At 63.7% G+C, this 19,312-nt stretch carries 23 protein-coding genes and 1 pseudogene; 10 read left to right on the plus strand and 14 right to left on the minus strand.

The features are described from left to right. Window positions 1–7: 7 nt before the first annotated feature. Complete coding sequence (locus tag BJ987_RS25475; protein WP_209894907.1) at window positions 8–436, plus strand: VOC family protein; 429 nt, start codon at window positions 8–10, stop codon at window positions 434–436. 99 nt (window positions 437–535) lie between these two features. Here the strand turns inward: BJ987_RS25475 and BJ987_RS25480 are convergent, their stop codons facing one another. The 5 genes from BJ987_RS25480 to BJ987_RS25500 form a co-directional block, all read right to left on the minus strand. Next, window positions 536–1,000 (minus strand): YybH family protein, encoded by a 465-nt coding sequence (locus tag BJ987_RS25480; protein WP_209894909.1) that lies wholly within the window; start codon window positions 998–1,000, stop codon window positions 536–538. A gap of 29 nt (window positions 1,001–1,029) precedes the next feature. Continuing rightward, a complete protein-coding gene (locus tag BJ987_RS25485) occupies window positions 1,030–1,953 on the minus strand; it encodes an RNA polymerase sigma-70 factor (RefSeq protein ID WP_209894911.1) in 924 nt (307 codons plus the stop codon). 7 nt (window positions 1,954–1,960) lie between these two features. Next, entirely contained in the window at window positions 1,961–3,694 is a 1,734-nt protein-coding gene (locus tag BJ987_RS25490) for an L-aspartate oxidase (RefSeq protein ID WP_209894913.1), read from the minus strand. A gap of 67 nt (window positions 3,695–3,761) precedes the next feature. Then, window positions 3,762–4,502 (minus strand): SDR family oxidoreductase, encoded by a 741-nt coding sequence (locus BJ987_RS25495; RefSeq protein WP_209894915.1) that lies wholly within the window; start codon window positions 4,500–4,502, stop codon window positions 3,762–3,764. A gap of 107 nt (window positions 4,503–4,609) precedes the next feature. Further along, a complete protein-coding gene (locus tag BJ987_RS25500) occupies window positions 4,610–5,656 on the minus strand; it encodes a ferritin-like domain-containing protein (protein WP_209894917.1) in 1,047 nt (348 codons plus the stop codon). A gap of 184 nt (window positions 5,657–5,840) precedes the next feature. Between BJ987_RS25500 and BJ987_RS25505 the strand changes: the two genes are divergently transcribed. The 5 genes and pseudogenes from BJ987_RS25505 to BJ987_RS25525 all read left to right on the plus strand — a co-directional run bounded on the left by BJ987_RS25505 (window position 5,841) and on the right by BJ987_RS25525 (window position 8,477). Beyond that, window positions 5,841–6,182, plus strand: a complete 342-nt coding sequence (locus tag BJ987_RS25505; RefSeq protein ID WP_209894919.1) for a hypothetical protein — start codon at window positions 5,841–5,843, stop codon at window positions 6,180–6,182. After that, window positions 6,161–6,451, plus strand: a pseudogene (locus tag BJ987_RS25510) (hypothetical protein); the annotation flags it as partial. The gene BJ987_RS25505 and the pseudogene BJ987_RS25510, both read left to right, overlap by 22 nt. 108 nt (window positions 6,452–6,559) lie before the next feature. Continuing rightward, entirely contained in the window at window positions 6,560–6,979 is a 420-nt protein-coding gene (locus tag BJ987_RS25515) for a MarR family winged helix-turn-helix transcriptional regulator (RefSeq protein ID WP_209894921.1), read from the plus strand. Window positions 6,980–6,991: 12 nt separating this feature from the next. Further along, entirely contained in the window at window positions 6,992–7,834 is an 843-nt protein-coding gene (locus tag BJ987_RS25520) for an alpha/beta fold hydrolase (RefSeq protein WP_209894923.1), read from the plus strand. A 130-nt stretch (window positions 7,835–7,964) separates the two neighbouring features. After that, complete coding sequence (locus BJ987_RS25525; protein WP_209894925.1) at window positions 7,965–8,477, plus strand: nitroreductase/quinone reductase family protein; 513 nt, start codon at window positions 7,965–7,967, stop codon at window positions 8,475–8,477. Between the two features lie 258 nt (window positions 8,478–8,735). On the opposite strand, the gene BJ987_RS25530 is transcribed toward BJ987_RS25525, so the two are convergent. The 7 genes from BJ987_RS25530 to BJ987_RS25560 all read right to left on the minus strand — a co-directional run bounded on the left by BJ987_RS25530 (window position 8,736) and on the right by BJ987_RS25560 (window position 14,140). Continuing rightward, window positions 8,736–8,990 carry a hypothetical protein gene (locus tag BJ987_RS25530; protein WP_209894927.1) on the minus strand — a complete coding sequence of 85 codons (255 nt, stop codon included), beginning with the start codon at window positions 8,988–8,990 and terminating at the stop codon, window positions 8,736–8,738. Window positions 8,991–9,424: 434 nt separating this feature from the next. After that, window positions 9,425–9,967, minus strand: a complete 543-nt coding sequence (locus BJ987_RS25535) for a hypothetical protein (RefSeq protein ID WP_209894929.1) — start codon at window positions 9,965–9,967, stop codon at window positions 9,425–9,427. A gap of 2 nt (window positions 9,968–9,969) precedes the next feature. Next, entirely contained in the window at window positions 9,970–10,662 is a 693-nt protein-coding gene (locus tag BJ987_RS25540) for a hypothetical protein (protein WP_209894930.1), read from the minus strand. Between the two features lie 19 nt (window positions 10,663–10,681). Continuing rightward, window positions 10,682–11,002, minus strand: coding sequence for a type VII secretion target (locus BJ987_RS25545; protein WP_209894933.1), 321 nt, complete (start codon window positions 11,000–11,002; stop codon window positions 10,682–10,684). 795 nt (window positions 11,003–11,797) lie between these two features. After that, window positions 11,798–12,151, minus strand: a complete 354-nt coding sequence (locus BJ987_RS25550) for a nuclear transport factor 2 family protein (protein ID WP_209894935.1) — start codon at window positions 12,149–12,151, stop codon at window positions 11,798–11,800. 261 nt (window positions 12,152–12,412) lie between these two features. Then, the gene (locus BJ987_RS25555) at window positions 12,413–13,423 is read right to left on the minus strand and encodes an oxidoreductase (protein WP_245366123.1); all 1,011 of its coding nucleotides are present in this window, start codon (window positions 13,421–13,423) and stop codon (window positions 12,413–12,415) included. 129 nt (window positions 13,424–13,552) lie between these two features. After that, entirely contained in the window at window positions 13,553–14,140 is a 588-nt protein-coding gene (locus tag BJ987_RS25560) for a TetR/AcrR family transcriptional regulator (RefSeq protein WP_209894937.1), read from the minus strand. Window positions 14,141–14,356: 216 nt separating this feature from the next. On the opposite strand from BJ987_RS25560, the gene BJ987_RS25565 reads away from it, so the two are divergent. Both BJ987_RS25565 and BJ987_RS25570 read left to right on the plus strand, forming a co-directional pair. Beyond that, a complete protein-coding gene (locus BJ987_RS25565) occupies window positions 14,357–15,172 on the plus strand; it encodes a tryptophan 2,3-dioxygenase (protein WP_209894939.1) in 816 nt (271 codons plus the stop codon). Further along, window positions 15,169–16,287 (plus strand): aminotransferase class V-fold PLP-dependent enzyme, encoded by a 1,119-nt coding sequence (locus tag BJ987_RS25570; RefSeq protein WP_209894941.1) that lies wholly within the window; start codon window positions 15,169–15,171, stop codon window positions 16,285–16,287. Before BJ987_RS25565 ends, BJ987_RS25570 begins: the two co-directional genes overlap by 4 nt. A 159-nt stretch (window positions 16,288–16,446) precedes the next feature. On the opposite strand, the gene BJ987_RS25575 is transcribed toward BJ987_RS25570, so the two are convergent. Beyond that, window positions 16,447–16,845, minus strand: a complete 399-nt coding sequence (locus BJ987_RS25575; protein WP_209894943.1) for a winged helix-turn-helix transcriptional regulator — start codon at window positions 16,843–16,845, stop codon at window positions 16,447–16,449. 63 nt (window positions 16,846–16,908) lie between these two features. On the opposite strand from BJ987_RS25575, the gene BJ987_RS25580 reads away from it, so the two are divergent. Further along, window positions 16,909–17,748 carry an NAD(P)H-binding protein gene (locus BJ987_RS25580; protein WP_209894945.1) on the plus strand — a complete coding sequence of 280 codons (840 nt, stop codon included), beginning with the start codon at window positions 16,909–16,911 and terminating at the stop codon, window positions 17,746–17,748. A gap of 259 nt (window positions 17,749–18,007) precedes the next feature. Here BJ987_RS25580 and BJ987_RS25585 read toward each other — a convergent pair whose 3' ends face one another. Continuing rightward, window positions 18,008–18,349 (minus strand): SgcJ/EcaC family oxidoreductase, encoded by a 342-nt coding sequence (locus BJ987_RS25585; protein WP_209899068.1) that lies wholly within the window; start codon window positions 18,347–18,349, stop codon window positions 18,008–18,010. Window positions 18,350–18,629: 280 nt separating this feature from the next. On the opposite strand from BJ987_RS25585, the gene BJ987_RS37455 reads away from it, so the two are divergent. Next, on the plus strand, window positions 18,630–19,250 hold the full coding sequence (locus BJ987_RS37455) for a hypothetical protein (protein WP_245366124.1): 621 nt from the start codon (window positions 18,630–18,632) through the stop codon (window positions 19,248–19,250). The last annotated feature ends 62 nt before the right edge of the window (window positions 19,251–19,312 follow it).

Here is a 19,312-nt window from a genome sequence, read left to right on the forward strand (position 1 = left end):
ACCAACTGTGCCGAAACTTGACCGGATCATCGAGTCTGCGTTGTATGTCGACAATCTCGATCGGGCCCGTGAGTTCTATACCGATGTGTTGCAACTGAATCCGATTCTGGACGCGGATCCTTTGTGCGCGTTCGATATCGGGGGCGACAACGTGCTGCTGCTGTTTCGCCGTGGCGGATCGCTCGCACCCAAGGTGTTGTCCGGACCGGGACTGCCGAACGGTGAGATCCCGCCGCACGATGGCAGCGGTCGGCTCCACGTATGCTTCGCTGTCTCCGAGGACCAACTGACCGAGTGGGAAACTCACCTGCGAGCGCACGACATCCCGATCGAGGGCCGGACCAACTGGGTACGTGGCGGACGTAGCATCTACTTCCGCGATCCGGATGGACACCTCCTCGAACTCATGACACCAGGTAACTGGCCGACGTACTGATCCTCCTGACCCGTGCGTGCACGCCGAGTGATTCCCGTACCGGCGAATGCCGACGTCGTGATGGTGACGGCAAGGTGGCGGCGTCAGCGAAGCAAGGGATCAGTCACTGACAGTGTCAGCCGCAGGCCCTCCGGCACTGCCCGCCACGTTCGTATTGTGCACCGAGCAGACCCACCAGCTGTCGTCTCGCTCCACGAAAACCCATGTTCCGCGGTTGGTCAGCGAGAAATCCGGCGTCCGCAGCGTCTGTTCGACATTGACGATCGCATGTCCACCTGCCAGCAGCCGGGCTGCCAGAATCTGGTAGTGCGCCTCGGCGTCCGGGCCGTTTCGCATCGCGGCCAGGTGGTAGGAGTGCAGTTCGTCCCAGTTCAGAAAGATCGAGCCCGCCGGGTTGATGAAAACCACGTCATCGGTGAAGACACTGTCGAACGCGACAGCATCCTTTGCCGCGAGAGCGGATTCGAGACGTTCGAACACTTTCGTGATCGCGGCCAGAGCAGCGTCCTGATCGGTTGTGACGACGGCGGCCGTCGGGCGCGCGCCGCGGGTATCGACAGTCATCATCCCAACATACTGTTACCCCGACGATCTCATTCGGCGGTGGAATCTCCTCGAGCCGCGACGACCTGCGTGATCCGGGTCAGCTTGGCGGGGTTGAACACCCAGAAGATGCGGTCGATACGCTCGTCGCCGGCCACGCCGACGGTGAGCCAGGCGATCGGTGCTCCGTCGCGGCGAATCAGCACCGAGGGGCGACCATTGGCGTCGACCCAGTCGAGGGTGACGCCGGTCCAGAAGTGCGAGGCGAAGGCGGTCACGTACTTGGCCACCCGGAGACGTCCGAATACCGGGATGCGCGAGGCGTTTCGCACCTTGCCGCCGCCGTCGGAGTAGCTGGCGACATCGTCGGCGAACAGCGTCTCGAGGGCATCGAAATCACCGGCGCGGGCGGCCACGAGAAATGCGGAGAGCAAACGACGCTGATCGGTCGTGTCCACCGGGGTGTGCCGGTCGGATTCGATGCTCTGCCGGGCGCGGCTCACCAGCTTTCGGGCGGCGGGCTGCTTCATGTGCAGAATTTCGGCGATCTCGTCGTACGGGTAGTCGAACGCCTCGCGCAGGACGAATGCCGCCCGTTCGGTCGGCGTCAGCTTCTCCAGGACGACGAGCACCGCGGTCTCCAATACCGCGGCCCGCTCCGCGCCCAGCGAAGGATCGGCGCTGGTGTCTACCGGTTCGGGCAGCCAAGGACCCACATAGGTTTCCCGGCGCACCCGGGCGGTCTGGGTGGCATTGATCGACAGCCGAGTGGTCATGGTGACCAGGAATGCCGTCGAATCCCGCACCGCATCCCGCTCGTCATAGGACTGCCACTTCACCCATACGTCCTGCAGGATGTCCTCGGCGTCGGCAACGCTGCCGAGCATTCGGTAGGCGATGCCGAACAACCGGCCGCGGAGCTGGGAGAACTCGGCGATGGCCCGGCCCAGCTCCGCGTCCGACGGTGTATTCATGACGCGATCATTCGACCAGCTTTCCAGCCGTCGGCACATCACGCATGAGCGGGGCTATATCGGCGGGCACGTCGGGGATCTCCTCTCGTTCGAGCTGTCCGGGACCGGACCAGACGAGATTCACCCGCAGCGCGGGATCGAGGTCGGGGTAATCCGACCGGTTGTGACAGCCACGCGATTCGCGTCGCTCGAGGGCGGCGTCCAAGGTGGCGCGTGCGGCGAGCACCGAGGATTTCAGGTCGAAGACATGTGCCAGATCCTGGAAGCCCGCGGCATCGGGGTGCACGCCGATATCGGAAATCCGATCCTCCACCGCGCCGAGTTCGGTCAGTCCCTGTCGAATCCCCGCTTCGTCCCGCACCACGCCTGCGTATTCGGTCATGGTGTTGCGCACGGCACGCTGCAGCGCTCGCACGTTCTCGCGCCCATCAGCCGCCAGTAGTCCATCGATCTCGGCTCGCGCCTCGGCGAGCGCACCTGCGGAACGCTGCTGCGCGGACAACTCGACCGAATACCGCGCCGCTGCCTCGCCCACGATCCGGCCGTAGACGAGCAGTTCGATCAGCGAATTACCACCGAGCCGGTTGGCGCCGTGCAGGCCACTGGACGCCTCGCCGATCGCGTAGAGGCCCTCGACACCGGTGCCGTGGTCCTCGGAACGGACCCACACGCCGCCCATGGAATAGTGGGCGGTGGGTGCGATTTCGATCGGATCACGGGTGATGTCGAGCATTTGCAGCTCCAGCATCGTTTGGTAGACCCGTGGGAGTCGCCGCATGATCGTCTCGCGCGGTAGGTGCGAAACATCGAGCCACACAGCCCCGTTCGGAGTTCCCCGGCCTTCCTTGATCTCGGTATAAGCGGCGAGCGCGACCCGATCGCGCGTCGAGAGTTCCATTCGCTCGACGTCGTACCGCGACATGAATCGCTCGCCCACGGCGTTGCGCAGGATGCCGCCCTCCCCGCGTGCGGCTTCCGAAACCAATGTGCCGGCGGCGTTCTCGGGTGCGACAAGACCGGACGGATGGAACTGGACCAGCTCGGGATCTCGAATCCGGGCGCCCGCGAGCACGGCGAGCCGGAACGAGTCTCCGGTGTTCTCATCCCGCCGCGAGGAGGTGCGACGCCAGATCCGGGTATGCCCGCCCGCCGCGAGGATTACCGCGTCGGATCGGAACACATAACGTTCGCCGCTGTCGAGATCGAAACCGTAGGCACCGAATACTACGTTGTCGCGCACCAGGATCCGAGTCACATAGCAAGTGTCGATAATCTGGATACCGAGTTGCGCCGCCCGATCAACCAGGGTGCGCTGGATCTCGAGGCCGGTGTAATCGCCGGCGAACGCGGTGCGCCGGTAGGTGTGCGCGCCGAAGAATCGCAGCGATATCCGCCCATCCGATTCGCGCGCGAACGGCATACCCCAACGCTCGAGGTCTTCGATTCCGCGCGCGGCGTTCTCGGCGACGATCCGGACCGTATTGGGCCGCGCCAGCAGGTAACTTTCGGTGATCGTGTCTGCCGCGTGTTGCTGCCAGCTGTCCTCGACATCCATCGTCGACAGCGCGGCATTGATGCCACCGGCGGCGAGCGTGGTGTGCGCATCCGCCTTGGGCCGCTTGCCGAGCACCAGTACGTCGATCCCGCGTTCGGCCAACTCGATCGCCGCGCGCAGGCCGGAGCCGCCGGTGCCGATGACGAGAACCGAAGTCGCGATCTGACGTTCGGACGGATTGAGCATCGATTTCGTTCCCTTCGAAATGGAGACAGCATGCGCGGGCGGCCCGAGGGCCGCCCGCGCGATCAAATCAATTGCGGGACAGCCATTCCGACAGTCGTGTCTGCGCCAGTTGCGCATCCCGTCCAGGCAGCAGCTCGGACTTCGGGAGCGACCCGAAATAGCGGGCCTGGGAATCGGTGACCACGGTGCGCGGATCCGAACGCGCGGTCAGCACGGTGCTGATCCACTGATCGAGGGCGAAAACCTCCGGGCCCGCCACCTCGATGGTTCCGTTGATCGGCGCGCCCGCGGCCGTGCGCCCCACAGCCGCCGCCACCTCCGCCGCGGCGATCGGCTGCACACTCGCGCTCGAAAGCCGCACTGTGCCTTCGACGGTCGCGGAATCGGCTATGCCACCTGCGAATTCGAAGAACTGGGTAGCGTGCACGATCGAGTACGGCAGTCCCGACCCCTTGATCAATTCCTCTTGCGCGACCTTGGCCCGCAAGTACCCGGACTCGGGCAACCGGTCGGCTCCCACCACCGATAAGGCGACGTAATGTCCGACGCCGGCCGCCCCGGCCGCCTCCATAAGGTTCGTCGTGGAGGTCCGGAAGAACTCCAGGACATCTTTGTCGGCGAAGGACGGCGAATTGGAGACATCGACCACGACGTTCGCGTCCTGCAGGACCTCTTCGACGCCCTCGCCCGTGATGGTGTTCACGCCGGTGTTAGGTGCGGCCGGCACCGCCTGGTGGCCGTGCTCACCCAGACGCGTGACGAGCTTCGAGCCGATCAGCCCGGTACCGCCTATAACGACGATCTTCATGCTGAAATCCTTCCGTTCGAGCGGATGCCACGGGGCGCCGGTGCGACCCCGCCACATCAAGGACAGGGCGGGCGATCGATCTGTGACGGCGCGAGCCACGTGTCCGCTTATGCTCGGTCTTCGGGTGCCACGTATTCGAAGGTCGGGCCCGCGGTGGTGTGGCCGTCACCACTGGGCATCGCCATGAGCGCCTGCGCTTGGGACTTCAAGGCGTACATCGCCCCCAGCGCGTCCCGCATCTGTGCGGGATTGCCGTTGAAGGTGTCTTCCAGCAGATAGAGCAGCAAGCAGTAGGTGTTGTTGAATTGCTCCTGTGCCCGGCGGACCGCACTGTCCACCGGATAGTCGGCCATGCGGGGGTTGAGGCGCATCGGCAGAACCTTGTCGGGGTCGAAGGTGATCGGCTCGCCCGTCGGCCCGGATCGCGGAGTGTCACCGGCTTGAAAACGTCGACCTTCCCGCAGTTCCAGGAAACGGTAGTAGTGGGCGACTTGGTCGCGCTCGGGGTGGAAAACGTCCTTCTCGCCGTCCCATACCTGGGTCCGCGCCGCACCTTCGCCCTGTTCCACGATCTCCGCCAGCGCGGCCAGCGCCGACTTCAGATCGTGCACCGGAATGACTCGTCCCCCACCACTGTTGAAGTGCATTTCATCGAGCTGCCGGTTCGGATCGCCACAGAAGACGACCTGCTCGCCGAGCGTGTCGACAAGGGTGCGCAGGCCGAGTTCGAGGGCGGCGTAGAACTGCCCGATCGTGTGATATCCCTCGGATTCGGGTAACGCCCGCAGAGCGGCGGGCTGCTCGATGCTCAGAAACAGCTCCAGCGCTTCGGGACCGAAGGGCGCGAGCTGCACGTGGACGGTTTGATCACCGTGCGGCAGCGGATGCGGATACGCGGGCAGCAACTCGGGCGAGTCGAGCCGGGGCTCCCCGCCGACCGCGTTCAGCAGATTGGCCGCCAGCGCCAAATGCAGCATCTCCTCCACGAAAACGCTGCTGATGACCTGCGCCACTTCGACATTGCCGCCCGGCTCCAGTGAGAACAGCGCACACATATAGGGCGGGATAGTCGCATGCTCCAGCTCGATTGCCCACTGCAGATGCCGACGCAGATCCTCCAGTGTGTCGATGGCCTTGGCGTCACTGATGCCCATAATCGATCCTCTTCTCGACAAAGTAGCCAGATGGGTGTCAGCAACTTGGACCGGATATCCACCGCGGTTGTGACAAGGCCTTCCGCCCGCTGTCATCGAGGTCGTAGAAAAGGCGAGGTCACTGCGGCTGTGCGCGGAATCGGCCGCGGCGCACAGCAGCTGGGCACGCGCTAGGTTCGAGAGTGTGAACAAGTGGATTACGCGCTGGCGAGACAGCGCTCTGGGGCATTTCACGATTTTGGCGGCGTCATTCGTGGGTGTCTTATCGGCGGTAGGGGCGTTCCAGGCGTGGGAGCGCGAGCAATGGTCGTCCATGGCGCTGCTCAGCGTGGTGGTCGCCATCTGTGTGCCGTTCATGATTCTGTTCGTCGTGCAGGCGGTGGGTGAAGCCGCGGTACTCGCGGGGATCGTTGTCGTCTACGGCTTGTCGCTGCCATTGCTGCTGTTCCCCGCAGGGCGGCGCTGGAGGGTGCGCTTGCTTCGCGTTGATCGTTCAGCTGGTCGATGTTCGGCCACCGTTCGGTAGCCAACTGTTGCGGGCCGATGCACGGCCACCCGCTTCGCCGTGATGCTCGTCTGGATCGGGCCGATCTCTGGTCACGGGTCAAACCCGGCTCGCTGTACGGGGCGCTGTTCGCCCGCACTGTCTACGAGATCACCGGTGAAGGACACCGGGAACTGCGTGCCCTGCGCGATGAAGCCTTCACCGAGGTCGACATCCGGCCCGATCCCGTCGATCTCGCGCTGGCAGTCAGCGCTGACCTCGATCGCGAACTGGTACGCGGCTATCTCGATACGTCCCGCTGACGCGTCGCGACTGATGGCCGCCGCGATCGCGAAGCACCCGGCGGCATGGGCCGGATCGATACTTGCAATGCTAACTTAGTTTGTTAAGTTAGTGGCGTGGAGCGGAACCTGAGTATCGATCTGCACGTTTTGACGGCCCGGCTGGATCGGGCAGCCGATCGGCTGCTGCGGGCCGGACATGGGATCTCCTATCGTCGGTTCCTGGCGCTGAGCTTGGTGGGAGAGTTCGGGATGACGACGCAGCGGGCGCTGGCCGAGGCGCTCGGCGTGACCGAGCCATCGGTGAGCCGGATGGCGACAACGCTTGCCGCAGAGGGCTTTCTGGAGGTCGGGCCCGATCCGGCCGGCGGGAATCGGCGTCAACTCGGTCTTACCGATACCGGCCGGCGGCTGGTGGCATCGGCGCAGACCGAACTCGAGGACCGGTTGGCCATGCTCGTCTCCGACAGCGAGGTCCCCTACGCCGAATACAGCGAGTACACCGCGCGCTTGCTGGCAGCACTGGACAACCCGTAACCGGAGAAGATCATGAACAGCACGACACAGCCGTCCGAGCACTCCGTGGCCTCGGTCGACGGCACCCGAATCTGCTACCGCACCAAGGGATCCGGGCCTGGCCTCATCGTGGTCGGCGGAGCTCTGCGCACGGCCGACGACTATCTGCCGCTTGCCACCGCGCTGGCGGACCACCTCACCGTCCACCTGGTCGATCGGCGCGGTCGCGGAGCCAGCGGCCCACAGGGGCCGGGCTACGGGCTGCATACCGAGGTAGCGGACCTGCGCGCGGTGCAGGCCGCGACCGGGGCGTCGCTTGTGTTCGGACACAGCTACGGCGGCCTCGTTGCCCTCGAAACCGCCCGTACGCCAGGGGTTTTCAGCCATGTCATGGTTTACGAGCCCGGCGTCGCGGTCCGCCCGTTCCCCACCGAGTGGATGGAGCCGTATCGCCGCCGCTTGGCCGCCGACGATCCGTACGGCGCATTCGCGCACTTCGTACGCGGCGCGGGCGGGGCACCGGCCATAGTGGCGAAGCTGCCCCACTGGTATCTGCGGGGCGCGCTGCGAGTCGGCTTCCGGGGAGCCGAGTGGCAGCGGATGCGACCTCTCCTGGCGGCCAATTTGGCCGAACACGAACAAGTCGCCGCCCAATACGGTCGTCTCGCCGAGTTCGCCGACGTTACGGCACCGGCACAGATACTCATCGGCAGCCGCACCAAGACTGGTCGCACCGATTTCGCGCTCCTCGGTTCCACTCTGCCGCACGCAACCCTCGAAACCCTGCCCGGCCTCGACCATTTCGGCCCCGAGGGCAAGACCGCACCGCGTGTCGCCGGCCAGATGCTGGAGTTTCTGAACACAACGCGCGGCTGACGCCGGAGCTGATGGATGAGCAGGACGCCGTCGCAAGGAGCAGCGACGGGACGGTCGTCTTCGGAAACGGTTCGGAATCTCTCGTCGACTTAGGACCGTGACTGTCCTATTTCCCCGACATACTCGAACCATGAGCGAAACCGAATCGACCGCGGGCCAGCCGGATCTGGCCGACATCACCGACTACAACGATCCGAACGCGCCGTGGAACCAGGCGTGGGACCAAGAGGGCGGCATCGCCAGCTGGAACGACGATGTGATCAAGGAGTTCCGGGAGAACTCGGGCAAGCTGAGCGGCGCCTACGCCGGCGCGGATCTCATCCTGCTCACCACCACGGGAGCCAAGAGCGGCAAGCGGCACACCACTCCCCTCGGGCCGCTGTACCGGGACAACGCCATGTACGTGAGCTCGTTCATCGAGGACAAATACCCCGCCTGGTGGTACAACATCAAGGCGAACCCACAGGTCACCATCGAATACCGGGGCAAGACCTATCAGGCGACCGGTAAAGCGCTCGAAGGCGCGGAATACGACGAGTTCGCGGCTTGGGTACTGGCCAACAACCCGCTGCTGGCGGACTTCCAATCCAAGATCGACCGGCCGATTCCGTTGGCTGTGCTGACTCTCGAGGGCGAAGGCTGAGCGCTCTCAGCAGCTTGCCCGCGCCACGATGGCGCACACCGGGCAGCGTGGAAACACCACGGAGGCGGGCGCACTAACACGAAATCTGCAGATGCGGGGGGCTACGGGTGACCGGCGCGTCCAACGTCGGGTAACCGGCACGCGGGTTGCGTAGCGTTGGATGCGCCGAAGCACGCGGCAAGCCCGTCGCGCGCCCCCACCAACACCGTGGTCGAATCGCCCTATACGCGCTTCAGTGGGAGACAGAGACCCGTCTCATCAACCAAGTGGCGGTTTGAAGCGCGGGTCTTCCTCGATGGCTGCTCGAAAGCGCGGATGGGCCTGCGCGAAAATGAAACGGACATCGTAGATAGGACGGAATACAACCGATTCGGATCTTTTCTTGGCAATCCACACCGCCGCTAACAGCCCGATCGGGAGCGAACCCGGAAACAGCGCAGCCGAAATCGGAATGATCAGAGGCTCGAACTTCACCGCCGCAACAATCACGAACGCCACGAGATTGGCAGCCATAACTGCGTACAAGAATTGCGCGATACGGTGACCCAGCCGGACGGCACGTACGCAGCGGTCACATACCGGCCATTCCCCTACGACAACGGTCGAGACTATTTTCTGGAGGAACTCTGGCTGGCGTAGCATGGTTTCGGCCGAGAGTTCAGGCATAGCCGAGGCAGATCGGCGACGGGTATGCGAGTCAAAGAAGGGAACCCGTATCGGACGACGCGAAATCTCCGGCCGTCCATGCCTGCTACACAGCGGCGGTAGCGGCTGGTCGATCTCGAGTTCGAGCGCGGGCGCCATGGCTCGCACTCGATTCAACCACCCAGGCGCAGTATGCGCGGGGATTCCGGATGACCGTCGCAACTTGATTACCACATCGGTCGCGTTCGTCTCTGGCCGCTGATAGGTCATGGGCGGGCCGAGGCTTCGGTCATCTTCTTCTGTCACAGTAGCCAGCCCTTCCGGTTGCGCTCCTGGAAGTAAACGTCGTCTTCGTCCGGGTCGTCATCCGGACCGACTATTCTGTCGCGGTTCGGCTTCCGCGTTCCCGGCAAAGTTTGAGAATCTCGCGCAAGATCTGGTGGACCGAATCCGACCGGGTTAGGCGACTCGTCCCGGCGAAGACTTCCACTTTGCGGTATATTATTCGCGTCTTGTTCCGACTGTTGGGGCCCGTCCGCAGTCTGATTCCGATACCGCTCCAGGACCGCATTGCCTTGATCTACAAGGCGCTGCATCTCTTCTGGCGTCAGCGATTTCAGTTCTGCTATGGCGGGCGCAACCACTGTCTCGGCGAGACGGACGAACCCCTCGTTGTGCACTAGGTCTCGAATACTGCCTTGGCCACTGGAAATTTCCCGCAGCTGATCCCGAAGATTACTGTCGAGAGTGCGGTCAGCAATGACATCGAGAGCATTCGCAATATGGCGTGACATGCCGATATCGCCGTCAACAGTGTCAAGCATCGGCTCGTTATCTGGGACCATGATTACACCACACTGTGGTTGTAGGACTTCCCGAGGGTAGGAAGCTCCGTGTACTTGTCCTCACCCTGAGATGCGGCGAGTCCGGTAATGATCAGTCCCATTACCCCTTCGGCGATGACAAGACTTTCACCGATTATTTTCAGCGCCGCCGCGACCTTGGCGATCATTGACGCCGTAATAGCAGCACTGACCGCCGATGCCGCCGCTCCAACTCCAGTACCATACGCAGCGATTGTCGCGATCAAAATTATCGCGAGATCAACGATCATTTGAACTATGTTATTCATGGCCTGAATCATCAGGTACGATGCTTCAGCAAAAGTGTTTATCTCCTCGGCAACTTTACCCAGGGCAGCAGCCTGATTTTCCAGGGCCGTACACAAGCTGTCGAAATACTCGATGGCACTAGTAGCAGCTTTACCTTGCCAGGAAGAGTTGAAATGGGCAGCAGAGGCCTTTACTGCCGCACTATAGGCAATGTTGTACTCGGCCAAGTTCCGGACCGCATCAACAGACTTGCGAAGCCCCTCCCAATCTCCACCGAAATTGCTGGTTATCGATTCAACTGCGTTCCAGCCCGTAACAAGATCGATTATCTGATTGACCACCCCGGTGATGCTCAGCAAGTCACCACCCAGGATAAACTGGGCAACATTCGAGCCGGGGAACCAATCCACATTATCCGGCACAGTCACTTTTCAATCGGAGCTCCGGTCACTCGCCTTCCCCCTTGACATATAGCGCGTCCTGATTGGCCGCATTCTTCGCGTCGGTTGTCCGATACATCTGCGCCGCTTTCCGCAATTCCTGCTCCGACAAAGTGGTGATCACGCCCAAACGCTCGTAGTTATACGCAAGCCTGGAACAATTTTCGTTCAGTGTTTGGATAATATCCTTCAGGATTGCGCCAGCATTGTCTTCCAGATTCATCCATTCCTTGGCATAGGTAACAGCTTTGGGGTTTTCCTCGGCAATTTTTCGTAATGCCGTAGCCGCTTTCTCCAGATCATCTGGAGCAACTTTGAATTCAGTCATACTCTTCCTTTTTGTAAACTGCCACGATGCGAGCGGATGCATAGACCGGCACAGTCCATCCCCCTGACTCATGACATTCCGATAGGCCGCTAGGCGCTCGCATCATGCGAAATCCCCTCCCCACCGCATCATCATGCCATGTCTTCGAGTCGAGAGTGGTGTGCCAGATCGGTTATGCGCGACCATCTCTGGCGTGCTCGGCCGGTCTGCCGACGCCGTGATCGACGGGACCGTGCGGGTTGCGGCGCAAGCCCGCTCGTTGGGGAATGCGTCAACGCGGCACCGGTGACCGGTGCCGCGTTGGGGGTGGGTGTTCGAGGTCAGGAGGCCTTGCGTATTCCGAAGTATTGCAGGGCGGCGAACCCTCCGACCGTGACTGCTTGCAGGACGGTCCAGATGGAGCCGACGAGGTTGAGGTCGAGTGCTCCGGTGCACAGGACGATCAGGCTGACCGCGACCCAGGTGGTGTTGAGGGTGGCGACGCCGCGGGCGGCGGGGATGTTGGGGGTGGCAGGGTGTGCGATGACGACGACGGTGATGCCGTAGAGGGTTAGGAAGATGCCGATCGGGATGCCGATGGCGCGATCCAGACCGAGCAGGGACTCGAGGGCCCCGACAGGGCGAGGTAGGCGAGGCCGTTGACGCCGGTGACGACTGCGTCCAGGCGAAGTGAGAGCCGCAGAAGCTTGGGGCCGGGGGTCATCAGAGTGGTGAGCATGGTGGGGCGGCGGCGGTGCTGGTCATGGTGGGGCTCTTTCTTGAAAAGGCAATGAAGGGAATGTTTTTCGCGGGGTGTCAGGCGGCGGGGACCTTGTCGAGGAAGCCGTAGACCTTGGCGATCTTTCCGTCGGTGACGACGGCGACGTCGAAGCCGACGACGATCGCGGGTCCGTCGGCGGGGCCGAGGTCCCAGGTGAAGCGGACCTGGTCGTGGTGGGCGTCGACCGGTCCGGCCAGGCGGAAGGTCCAGCCCGGGAACTGGGCTTGCACACCGGCGATGACGCTTTCGAGTCCGTCGTGGCCGGTGACGTCGACCATGGGATCGGTGTAGGTGGCGTCGGCGGTGAATACCCGGGCGATGGCGGCTTCGCGGGCGGCGGCGTCGGTGGTGTTCCAGGCTTCCAGGTACTGGGCGACGAGCTCGTTCATGGTGTCCTCCAAGGGCTTTGAGCTGGTAGTTCTCGGTTGGTGTTGCTGATGAGAACTACGTTATGGCTCGGGGAGGGTGCACCGAATCAGTCGCCTATAAGTACTTTTCCGACGTCGCTACCTATGCACCACCAGGCAAGTGATGGTTCCGGGGTGTGGTGCGCTGTAGTACATCCAAGGCATCGTCAGGATAGGGGTAATGCCGGTGTGGGATGGGGACTATCTACTCGATGGGTAGGTAGGCGGTAGTGAGGGAGAACTTCACCGCTTCCGCCCGTTTCGGTCAGGATCTGGAGATGTGCTCGGGTCCGTGTCCGAACGCGAGAACTCGTGCAGAAATCGGACGCCGGTGAGTTCTTCGGCCGCCCGCCAGAGCCGGGTCGCGGTGGCGGGGTCTTGCGCGCGACGCGAAATCGCTACCGGGACAGGCTTTCCGATCAATTCCCAGCGTCCGCCGGGGCCGAAGAAGTCCGCTCCTCGGGCGTTCGGATCCAGTGCGGCGCGCAGGATCGGTTGCGCTCCGTCGGCGGGGCTCTGGGTGAACCAGCCGGTCAACCCGGTCATGCGGGGGTGGTAGACCAGTTGGATCAGCCAGTTCTGTTGTTGCAGGATGTTGGTCCGGACACCGCCCGGGTGCGCCGCGAGCGAGAGGGCCCGTGCGCCGGAGGCGGTCAGCCGTCGTTGTAGTTCCACCATGAAGGTCATCGAAGCCATCTTCGATCGGGCGTAGGCCACAGCCTGGTCGAACTCGCGCTCGCAGGCCAGGTCGTCGAAGTCCAGACCGGCGTTGCGACGACGATGCGTAATGCTGCTAACCGTAACGACCCGACCCGCCGGCGCCGCGGTGACCGCATCGATCAGCCGGCCCGTCAACGCGAAGTGGCCGAGGAAGTTGGTGCCGAAGTCGGTTTCGAATCCGTCGACGGTGTAGGCATGCTCGCGGGCCATCACACCGGCGTTGTTGATCAGGAGATCGATCACCGGCCACCGTTCGCGCACCACCTGGGCGCAGGCGGCGACAGACTCGAGACTGCTCGTATCCAGCTGGACGACAAACACTTTCGCATCTGGTGCGGAGGCGAGAATATCGTCTCGCGCCGCGGCCGCGCGGGTCTGGTTCCGGCAAGCCAGGACCACTGTGGCATGGCGTGCCGCGAGCGCGCGGGCGATCTCGAGCCCGATGCCGGTGTTGGAACCGGTCACTACGGCCACACGACCGGACTGGTCCGCGGCCTGGGCCATCGTCCATGGCATGTTCTCTGGGACTTTCATCGTCTACCTCACTGCTCGACGGCCGGAACCGGCCACAACGGACTGTCACGGGGAGTCATCTCGGCATGCACTCCGGTAATGGCTTCACCTGGGCGGCGCCCGCGTCGTGAAGACAACTCCCCGGTGCGCTCAGCTCTCGGAAGGGTTGGCCGCCAGCAGCAGTTCGGCGATCCGGGTCAGCCGCGCTGCCATCTCCTGGTAGGTGCAATAGCCCATCCCCGCCTGCACCATCGCGCCGCTGACGGCGATGTCGAGCGCGTCGAGGACCGCCTCCGAGCAGTCGGGACCGGCGGCAAGCCGGACCCGTTCACTCATAGCCGTGCCGATTCGCGTGCGGACGGGAGCGACATCGGGGTCCCGGCTCAGCACGGCAGCCGAGGCAGCGACGCTCAATTCCGGTTCGGCCGCGGCCAATTCACCCAACTCGGTGAACACTGTCGACAGGCGCTGTGCCGGTGTGCTCGCGGTCAGCGGGGACTCACACCACTGCTGTATCCGTCGCCAATACATCTCGGCGACCAGATGCTGTTTGGCGGAGAAGTACCCGTACGCGGTCGCGTGCGTCAGACCCGCCCGCCGACACACCTCCCGCATCGACAGTTGTTCGTACCCCTGCTCGCGCAGCACCTCGAGTCCTGCGTCCAAAAGCCGGTCCACCGTCTCGGCGGATCGGCCCGCCAGTGTCCGCCGTCCGGGATTCATCGCTGCCTTCGCCATAGCGGTTTACAGTAGGCTAGCCACCTGTAAACCACAATGGCGGCGGCCGATCGAATCCAGCGAAACGCGCCCGCTGGCACCGTTTCTCGCGCGCCTGGCGCCTGCGGATGCTGGATCGGCCGGTCCGCTGAGCAGGATCGTGCGTCCGTCCCGGACCTGGGCCTGCTGAGCCCGATGCGGTGATCCGACCTCGCCACCGCCTGCACAATCGAAGATATGGCTGATCATTCTCCGAATCGCGGTGCTACCCACTCACCCTCCCAAACCTACGGCTCGTATCTGGCGCTCGATGATGTGCTCGGCGCGCAGCATCCGCGCTCGGACGAGCACGACGAGATGCTGTTCATCGTCATCCACCAGGTATACGAACTATGGTTCAAACAGCTGTTGCATGAATTGGCGCAGTTGCAGCGGAAATTGGCGGCCGGCAACACGGCTCATGCGCTACATACGTTGCGCCGGATCTTGAATATCCTCAAAGTTGTGGTCGCGCAGATCGACGTACTGGAGACGATGACCCCGCGTCAGTTCACCAGTTTTCGCGCGCGGCTGGAGGCGTCGAGTGGCTTCCAGTCCGCGCAGTTCCGCGAGTTGGAAGCGGTGCTGGGCCGCCGGGACGCGGGAGCGTTCGCGCATTACCCCGAAGGCGGTGCGGCGCGGGAGAAGATCCTTGCCGCGATGTCGCGGCCTTCACTGTACGACTCGTTTCTCCGCTACCTGGCCGAACAGGGTTATCCGATACCTGCCGAGCAGTTGGCACGTGATGTCCGTGTCGCCGCCGAGTCGTCGCCGCAGATTCATCGGATACTGCTGGCCGTCTACAGCGATGACGGCGGCCCGGCACAGGTGGCCGAGCGGTTGGTGGATTTGGACGAGGGCCTGCAGGAATGGCGGTACCGGCACGTGATGATGGTGCGCCGCACCATCGGCGACAAGCCGGGGACCGGCGGTTCCTCGGGCGCGGATTATCTGCGCGGCACGCTCTTCCAGCCGGTGTTCGGCGACCTGTGGGCCGTCCGGAGCGCACTGTGACCACCCTCGACGATCTGCGCGGCAGTCCGAATAGGTTGTCGGCGCACTATTCTCGATTCCGCGTCGATCAGCGGTTGCTCCTGACCGGGCATTCGCACCAGGCCTGGCCAGATGTCGCGCTGCGCGGCCACCTGGAGGCCTTCGACGACGCGGCCGAGGCGGTGGACGGCAAATGGGAGCGCGCCTTCGGGAAGGCCGAACAGGTGCGCGCCGGCTTCCGTCGGTTGCTGGACGATCCGGCCGCCGACCTCGCTCTCGGCGCCAATACCCATGAACTGCTCGTCCGGTTCCTGTCCAGCGTAGATCTGCGCAGTCGCCCACGGCTGGTCACCACCACGGGCGAATTCCACAGCGTACGCAGGCAACTCGCGCGGCTCGCGGAGGAGGGCATCGACGTGGTCCGGCTGCCGCCGGATCCGGTGGACACCCTCGCCGCACGACTGGCCGACGCGGTCGACGAGCGTACCGGCGCGGTACTGGTGTCGTCGGTCCTGTTCGAGACCGGGCGGATCGTGCCCGGACTCGGCGAACTCGCGAACGTATGCGCTCGGCACGGGGTGGAATTGCTGGTGGACGCCTACCACGCGCTCGGCGTGACACCGTTCTCGGTACCGGCGATGGGCCTGGATTCCGCCTGGGTCGTCGGTGGCGGTTACAAATACCTGCAGTTGGGTGAGGGCAACTGTTTTCTGCGGTTGCCGCCGCACGCTCGGTCGGCGCGCCCGGTTGTCACCGGCTGGTACGCCGAATTCGCCGATCTGGCCGGTACCCACGAAGACCAACGGGTCGGCTACGCGCCGGGTGCGGCCCGCTTCGCGGGTGCCACCTACGACCCGACCAGTCACTATCGGGCTAGCCACGTCTTCCACTTCTTCGTCGAGCAAGGCCTCACACCGGAGTTCCTGCATCGAATATCCCTGCACCAGAACGAATTACTCGCCCGACTGTTCGATGAACTGGACCCGCGACCCGACCTCATCACTCGCGACCGCACGGCTGCACGATCGCACTTCGGTGGTTTCCTCGCATTGCGCACTCCCCGAGCAGCCGAGCTGCATCGCGGGCTTGCCGACCGCGGCGTATCCACCGACTTTCGCGGCGAATACCTACGTTAGGCCCCGCGCCATACCTGTCGGACCGCCAACTCGAGTCCGCGATGGCCGCGCTCGGCGCAGTTCTAAGCGAACTACCCTAGGCAGCGCAGCGGCGAAACCGCCTCACGCCCAAGCGAACTGACGGGCAAAGAGTTCAGGTACTCACCACTCGGTGGGTACTCAATCGGCCTCGCGATCGTAGTTTTGCTGAGCGATCACGACATCGACCGTGTGCCGCTGGATCCAGCCCAGGAACGGTCGCAGCGATTCGGTGAGCCCGTGGCCGAGTTCGGTGAGCTCATAGCGCACTTTCGGCGGTGTCGTGGGCTCGACGGTCCGTGCGACCAGTCCGTCCCGGACCAGCATCCGCAGCGTTTGCGACAGCATCTTCTCGCTGATGCCGCCGATCATGGCGTGCAGCTCGGAGAACCGCAGCGACCCGGCACCCAGTGCGGTCAGGATAAGGATGCCCCAGCGTCCGGTGATGTGCTCGAGCACTTCGCGGGCCGGGCACGCACCGTTGAATGCGTCACTCACCCCGTGCCAAACCTGCTGCGGGACTTGGGAACCTACCGTCATGCCAGGAGCTTACCTACGGGTATGTCCTTACCTTCGGTTAGTCGATCGGCCTACGCTGCGGCCATGACGACAGTTGTCTTCGGAGCCAGCGGAAATGTCGGCCACCATGTCGCGGTGAGCCTGAGAAACTCAGGGGCACAGGTGCGTTGGGTGAGTCGAGAACCCAGCACAGCCGGATTCCCGGCCGACGCCGACGTGGTCGCGGCCGATCTGGAACGTCCCGAAACGCTGCCCGCCGCGCTCGACGGAGCGCAGCGGGTATTCCTCTACGCCAAACCCGACGGTATCGACGGATTCGTGGCAGCTGCCGAATCGGCCGGCGTGCGGCACGTGGTGCTCCTGTCGTCCGGAGCCGTAACGCACAGCGAACCCGAGCGCAATCCGATCGCCGTCATGCATGCCGTAGTCGAATCCGCCCTCGAAAAGTCGGAGCTGGCATGGACATTCATTCGGCCGGGCATGTTCGCCACGAACGCGCTGTGGTGGTGGCAGCGGTCCATTCGCGAGGAGGGCGTAGTGCGCCTGCCGTATCCGCACGCGCGCACCGCCCCCGTGCACGAGAAGGATCTGGCCGCGCTTGCGGTGACCGCGCTCACCGTGCCGGGGCACGAGGGTCAGGCCTATGCCGTTCCCGGCCCGCAGGCACTAACCCTGCGGGAGCAGGTCCGCCAGATCGGCGCGGCGATCGGCCGCGAGATCGGCATTCGAGAGATCTCCGTCGAACAGGCGCGCAGTGAACTGCGGAACACCATGCCGCCGTTCGCGATCGACGCCGTCCTGGGCGCTTGGGAAGCCGGAGCGGCCGACGAGCCGGAGGTGTCGACCATAGTCGAGCAGGTCACCGGTCGCCCGTCGCATACGTTCGCGCAGTGGGCGGCCGATCACGCGGCCGACTTCCGCTGAGGTCACCGTCGGAGTGATCGGGGGCACTTTGTTCATTGCCATACGAACAAAGAGCAGAGTCACTGAACCCGAATTCCGGCGTAGCGAAATGCTCGAGACTTGCCATTGCCCGCTCGATCGGTCCGGCGGGCAATGGGAGACGGAGATTCCAGCATGGGGAAGCGGCGGCAAACCACAAATGGGTAACTCGAAACTCACGGCGGCAAGTAGGCCGGTACCGGCGAGCGGACGCGGAGGACTGATCGATCAGCTCAGCACGTCACGAGGTGACCGGTGTGAAGTCATCGAGTCCGTTGAGTCGCGTGTTGTGCACCGCCCGGATCAACCAGCGGCCGGACCGTTTCACGAGCACCGCAGTGATGAGACCACGCCGGTCCTCCCCCGCCGAAGCGCCCGGCAAGACGTGATCGGGCCATGCCCATTCGGTATGCACCAGCATCACTCCGGGCGCGAGCGGATGGATGCCGATGATTGTCTGGCTGTAGTTCTTCTTCTGTGCCAGAACGGATTCGGGTACGTCCTCGTGTCCGCGGACGTTCTCCTCCCGCGATCGCCACCACACACCACGGTGTGTGATGAAGTCACAGTCCGCTGTGAACAGCTCTCAACCATGGTGCAGGTCAAGCCGACGGCGTTCGGCCCCGCCATGCCGCGGACGCCCGGGTCGGCGTGGCGAATTCCCAAGTTCTATTGAATTGCTTTCCGACATAGATATTTATCCGGGAATAAGTACAAACCGAGCAGCCCCTTCAATCCGAAGTTTTCGATCAGATATTTCCGAACTGAACCACAAACGCATGAGAACAGGTTACATTTCAGATCTCACGGTTTCCGCTCGAGATCCGAGTCGGTACCATTGCTTCACCATTTTGGAGATAGTCATGCGTTATTCCGCATCCACGCTGATTCGTGCCGGCGTCGTAGCTCCCGTGGCGATTGCCACGCTCTTCTGTCTCACTACCCCGGCCAATGCCGCCTCGGTCAGCGTCAATATGAGCTGCCGGGGAACGATCTTCGGCATAGGACAGACCTCGAGCATGACCACCTCGGTCGACGGCACCGCGCCGAGCTCGGTGGCAGCCGGGTCCGCGGTGGCCATCACTCTCACCCCGGGTCCCTCCACGGTGCCCAGTTCCGCCTCGGGCTTCACGGTGACCAACATCAGCAATCTGAAGACGACCTTCCCGGCCCCGACGAATTCGACGCTCGTCTCGGCGACCGCTTCCGGCGGCACCGTGGCCGGCACCGTCGCCATCACGGGCGGGAATGTCGTTCTGACCGTGCCGGGTCCGATCCCCGGCGGCACCACCTTCACCCCACCCGCGGTGACCATCAACGTCACCGCGGGTGCCGCCGGTACCCCGATCACGACCAAGTACGCGGGCACCAGCCACGCCAATCCCGGCATGACCATGACGACCAAGGTCGCGATCGTCGGCAATGTCGCGACCGCCTGCTTCCCGGATCCGTCCCCGACCCTGACCACCACGGCCGTCGTCTGAACCCCGGGGCGACCACCATGGCGTGACCGTGCGCGGTGACGACATAGGGCAAGTGGCTGGAC

It is taken from the genome of Nocardia goodfellowii (assembly GCF_017875645.1).
Taxonomy (GTDB): domain Bacteria; phylum Actinomycetota; class Actinomycetes; order Mycobacteriales; family Mycobacteriaceae; genus Nocardia; species Nocardia goodfellowii.

What these genes read in the sequence shown, in the direction of transcription:
- BJ987_RS25545 (WP_209894933.1), bottom strand. Translation starts at nt 11,002, where the DNA reads ATGACTGAATTCAAAGTTGCTCCAGATGATCTGGAGAAAGCGGCTACG.
- BJ987_RS25580 (WP_209894945.1), top strand. Translation starts at nt 16,909, where the DNA reads ATGACGACAGTTGTCTTCGGAGCCAGCGGAAATGTCGGCCACCATGTC.
- BJ987_RS25530 (WP_209894927.1), bottom strand. Translation starts at nt 8,990, where the DNA reads ATGGCTGCCAATCTCGTGGCGTTCGTGATTGTTGCGGCGGTGAAGTTC.
- BJ987_RS37455 (WP_245366124.1), top strand. Translation starts at nt 18,630, where the DNA reads ATGCGTTATTCCGCATCCACGCTGATTCGTGCCGGCGTCGTAGCTCCC.
- BJ987_RS25535 (WP_209894929.1), bottom strand. Translation starts at nt 9,967, where the DNA reads ATGGTCCCAGATAACGAGCCGATGCTTGACACTGTTGACGGCGATATC.
- BJ987_RS25525 (WP_209894925.1), top strand. Translation starts at nt 7,965, where the DNA reads ATGAGCGAAACCGAATCGACCGCGGGCCAGCCGGATCTGGCCGACATC.
- BJ987_RS25560 (WP_209894937.1), bottom strand. Translation starts at nt 14,140, where the DNA reads ATGGCGAAGGCAGCGATGAATCCCGGACGGCGGACACTGGCGGGCCGA.
- BJ987_RS25485 (WP_209894911.1), bottom strand. Translation starts at nt 1,953, where the DNA reads ATGAATACACCGTCGGACGCGGAGCTGGGCCGGGCCATCGCCGAGTTC.
- BJ987_RS25565 (WP_209894939.1), top strand. Translation starts at nt 14,357, where the DNA reads ATGGCTGATCATTCTCCGAATCGCGGTGCTACCCACTCACCCTCCCAA.
- BJ987_RS25555 (WP_245366123.1), bottom strand. Translation starts at nt 13,423, where the DNA reads ATGAAAGTCCCAGAGAACATGCCATGGACGATGGCCCAGGCCGCGGAC.
- BJ987_RS25575 (WP_209894943.1), bottom strand. Translation starts at nt 16,845, where the DNA reads ATGACGGTAGGTTCCCAAGTCCCGCAGCAGGTTTGGCACGGGGTGAGT.
- BJ987_RS25550 (WP_209894935.1), bottom strand. Translation starts at nt 12,151, where the DNA reads ATGAACGAGCTCGTCGCCCAGTACCTGGAAGCCTGGAACACCACCGAC.
- BJ987_RS25480 (WP_209894909.1), bottom strand. Translation starts at nt 1,000, where the DNA reads ATGACTGTCGATACCCGCGGCGCGCGCCCGACGGCCGCCGTCGTCACA.
- BJ987_RS25490 (WP_209894913.1), bottom strand. Translation starts at nt 3,694, where the DNA reads ATGCTCAATCCGTCCGAACGTCAGATCGCGACTTCGGTTCTCGTCATC.
- BJ987_RS25500 (WP_209894917.1), bottom strand. Translation starts at nt 5,656, where the DNA reads ATGGGCATCAGTGACGCCAAGGCCATCGACACACTGGAGGATCTGCGT.
- BJ987_RS25520 (WP_209894923.1), top strand. Translation starts at nt 6,992, where the DNA reads ATGAACAGCACGACACAGCCGTCCGAGCACTCCGTGGCCTCGGTCGAC.
- BJ987_RS25495 (WP_209894915.1), bottom strand. Translation starts at nt 4,502, where the DNA reads ATGAAGATCGTCGTTATAGGCGGTACCGGGCTGATCGGCTCGAAGCTC.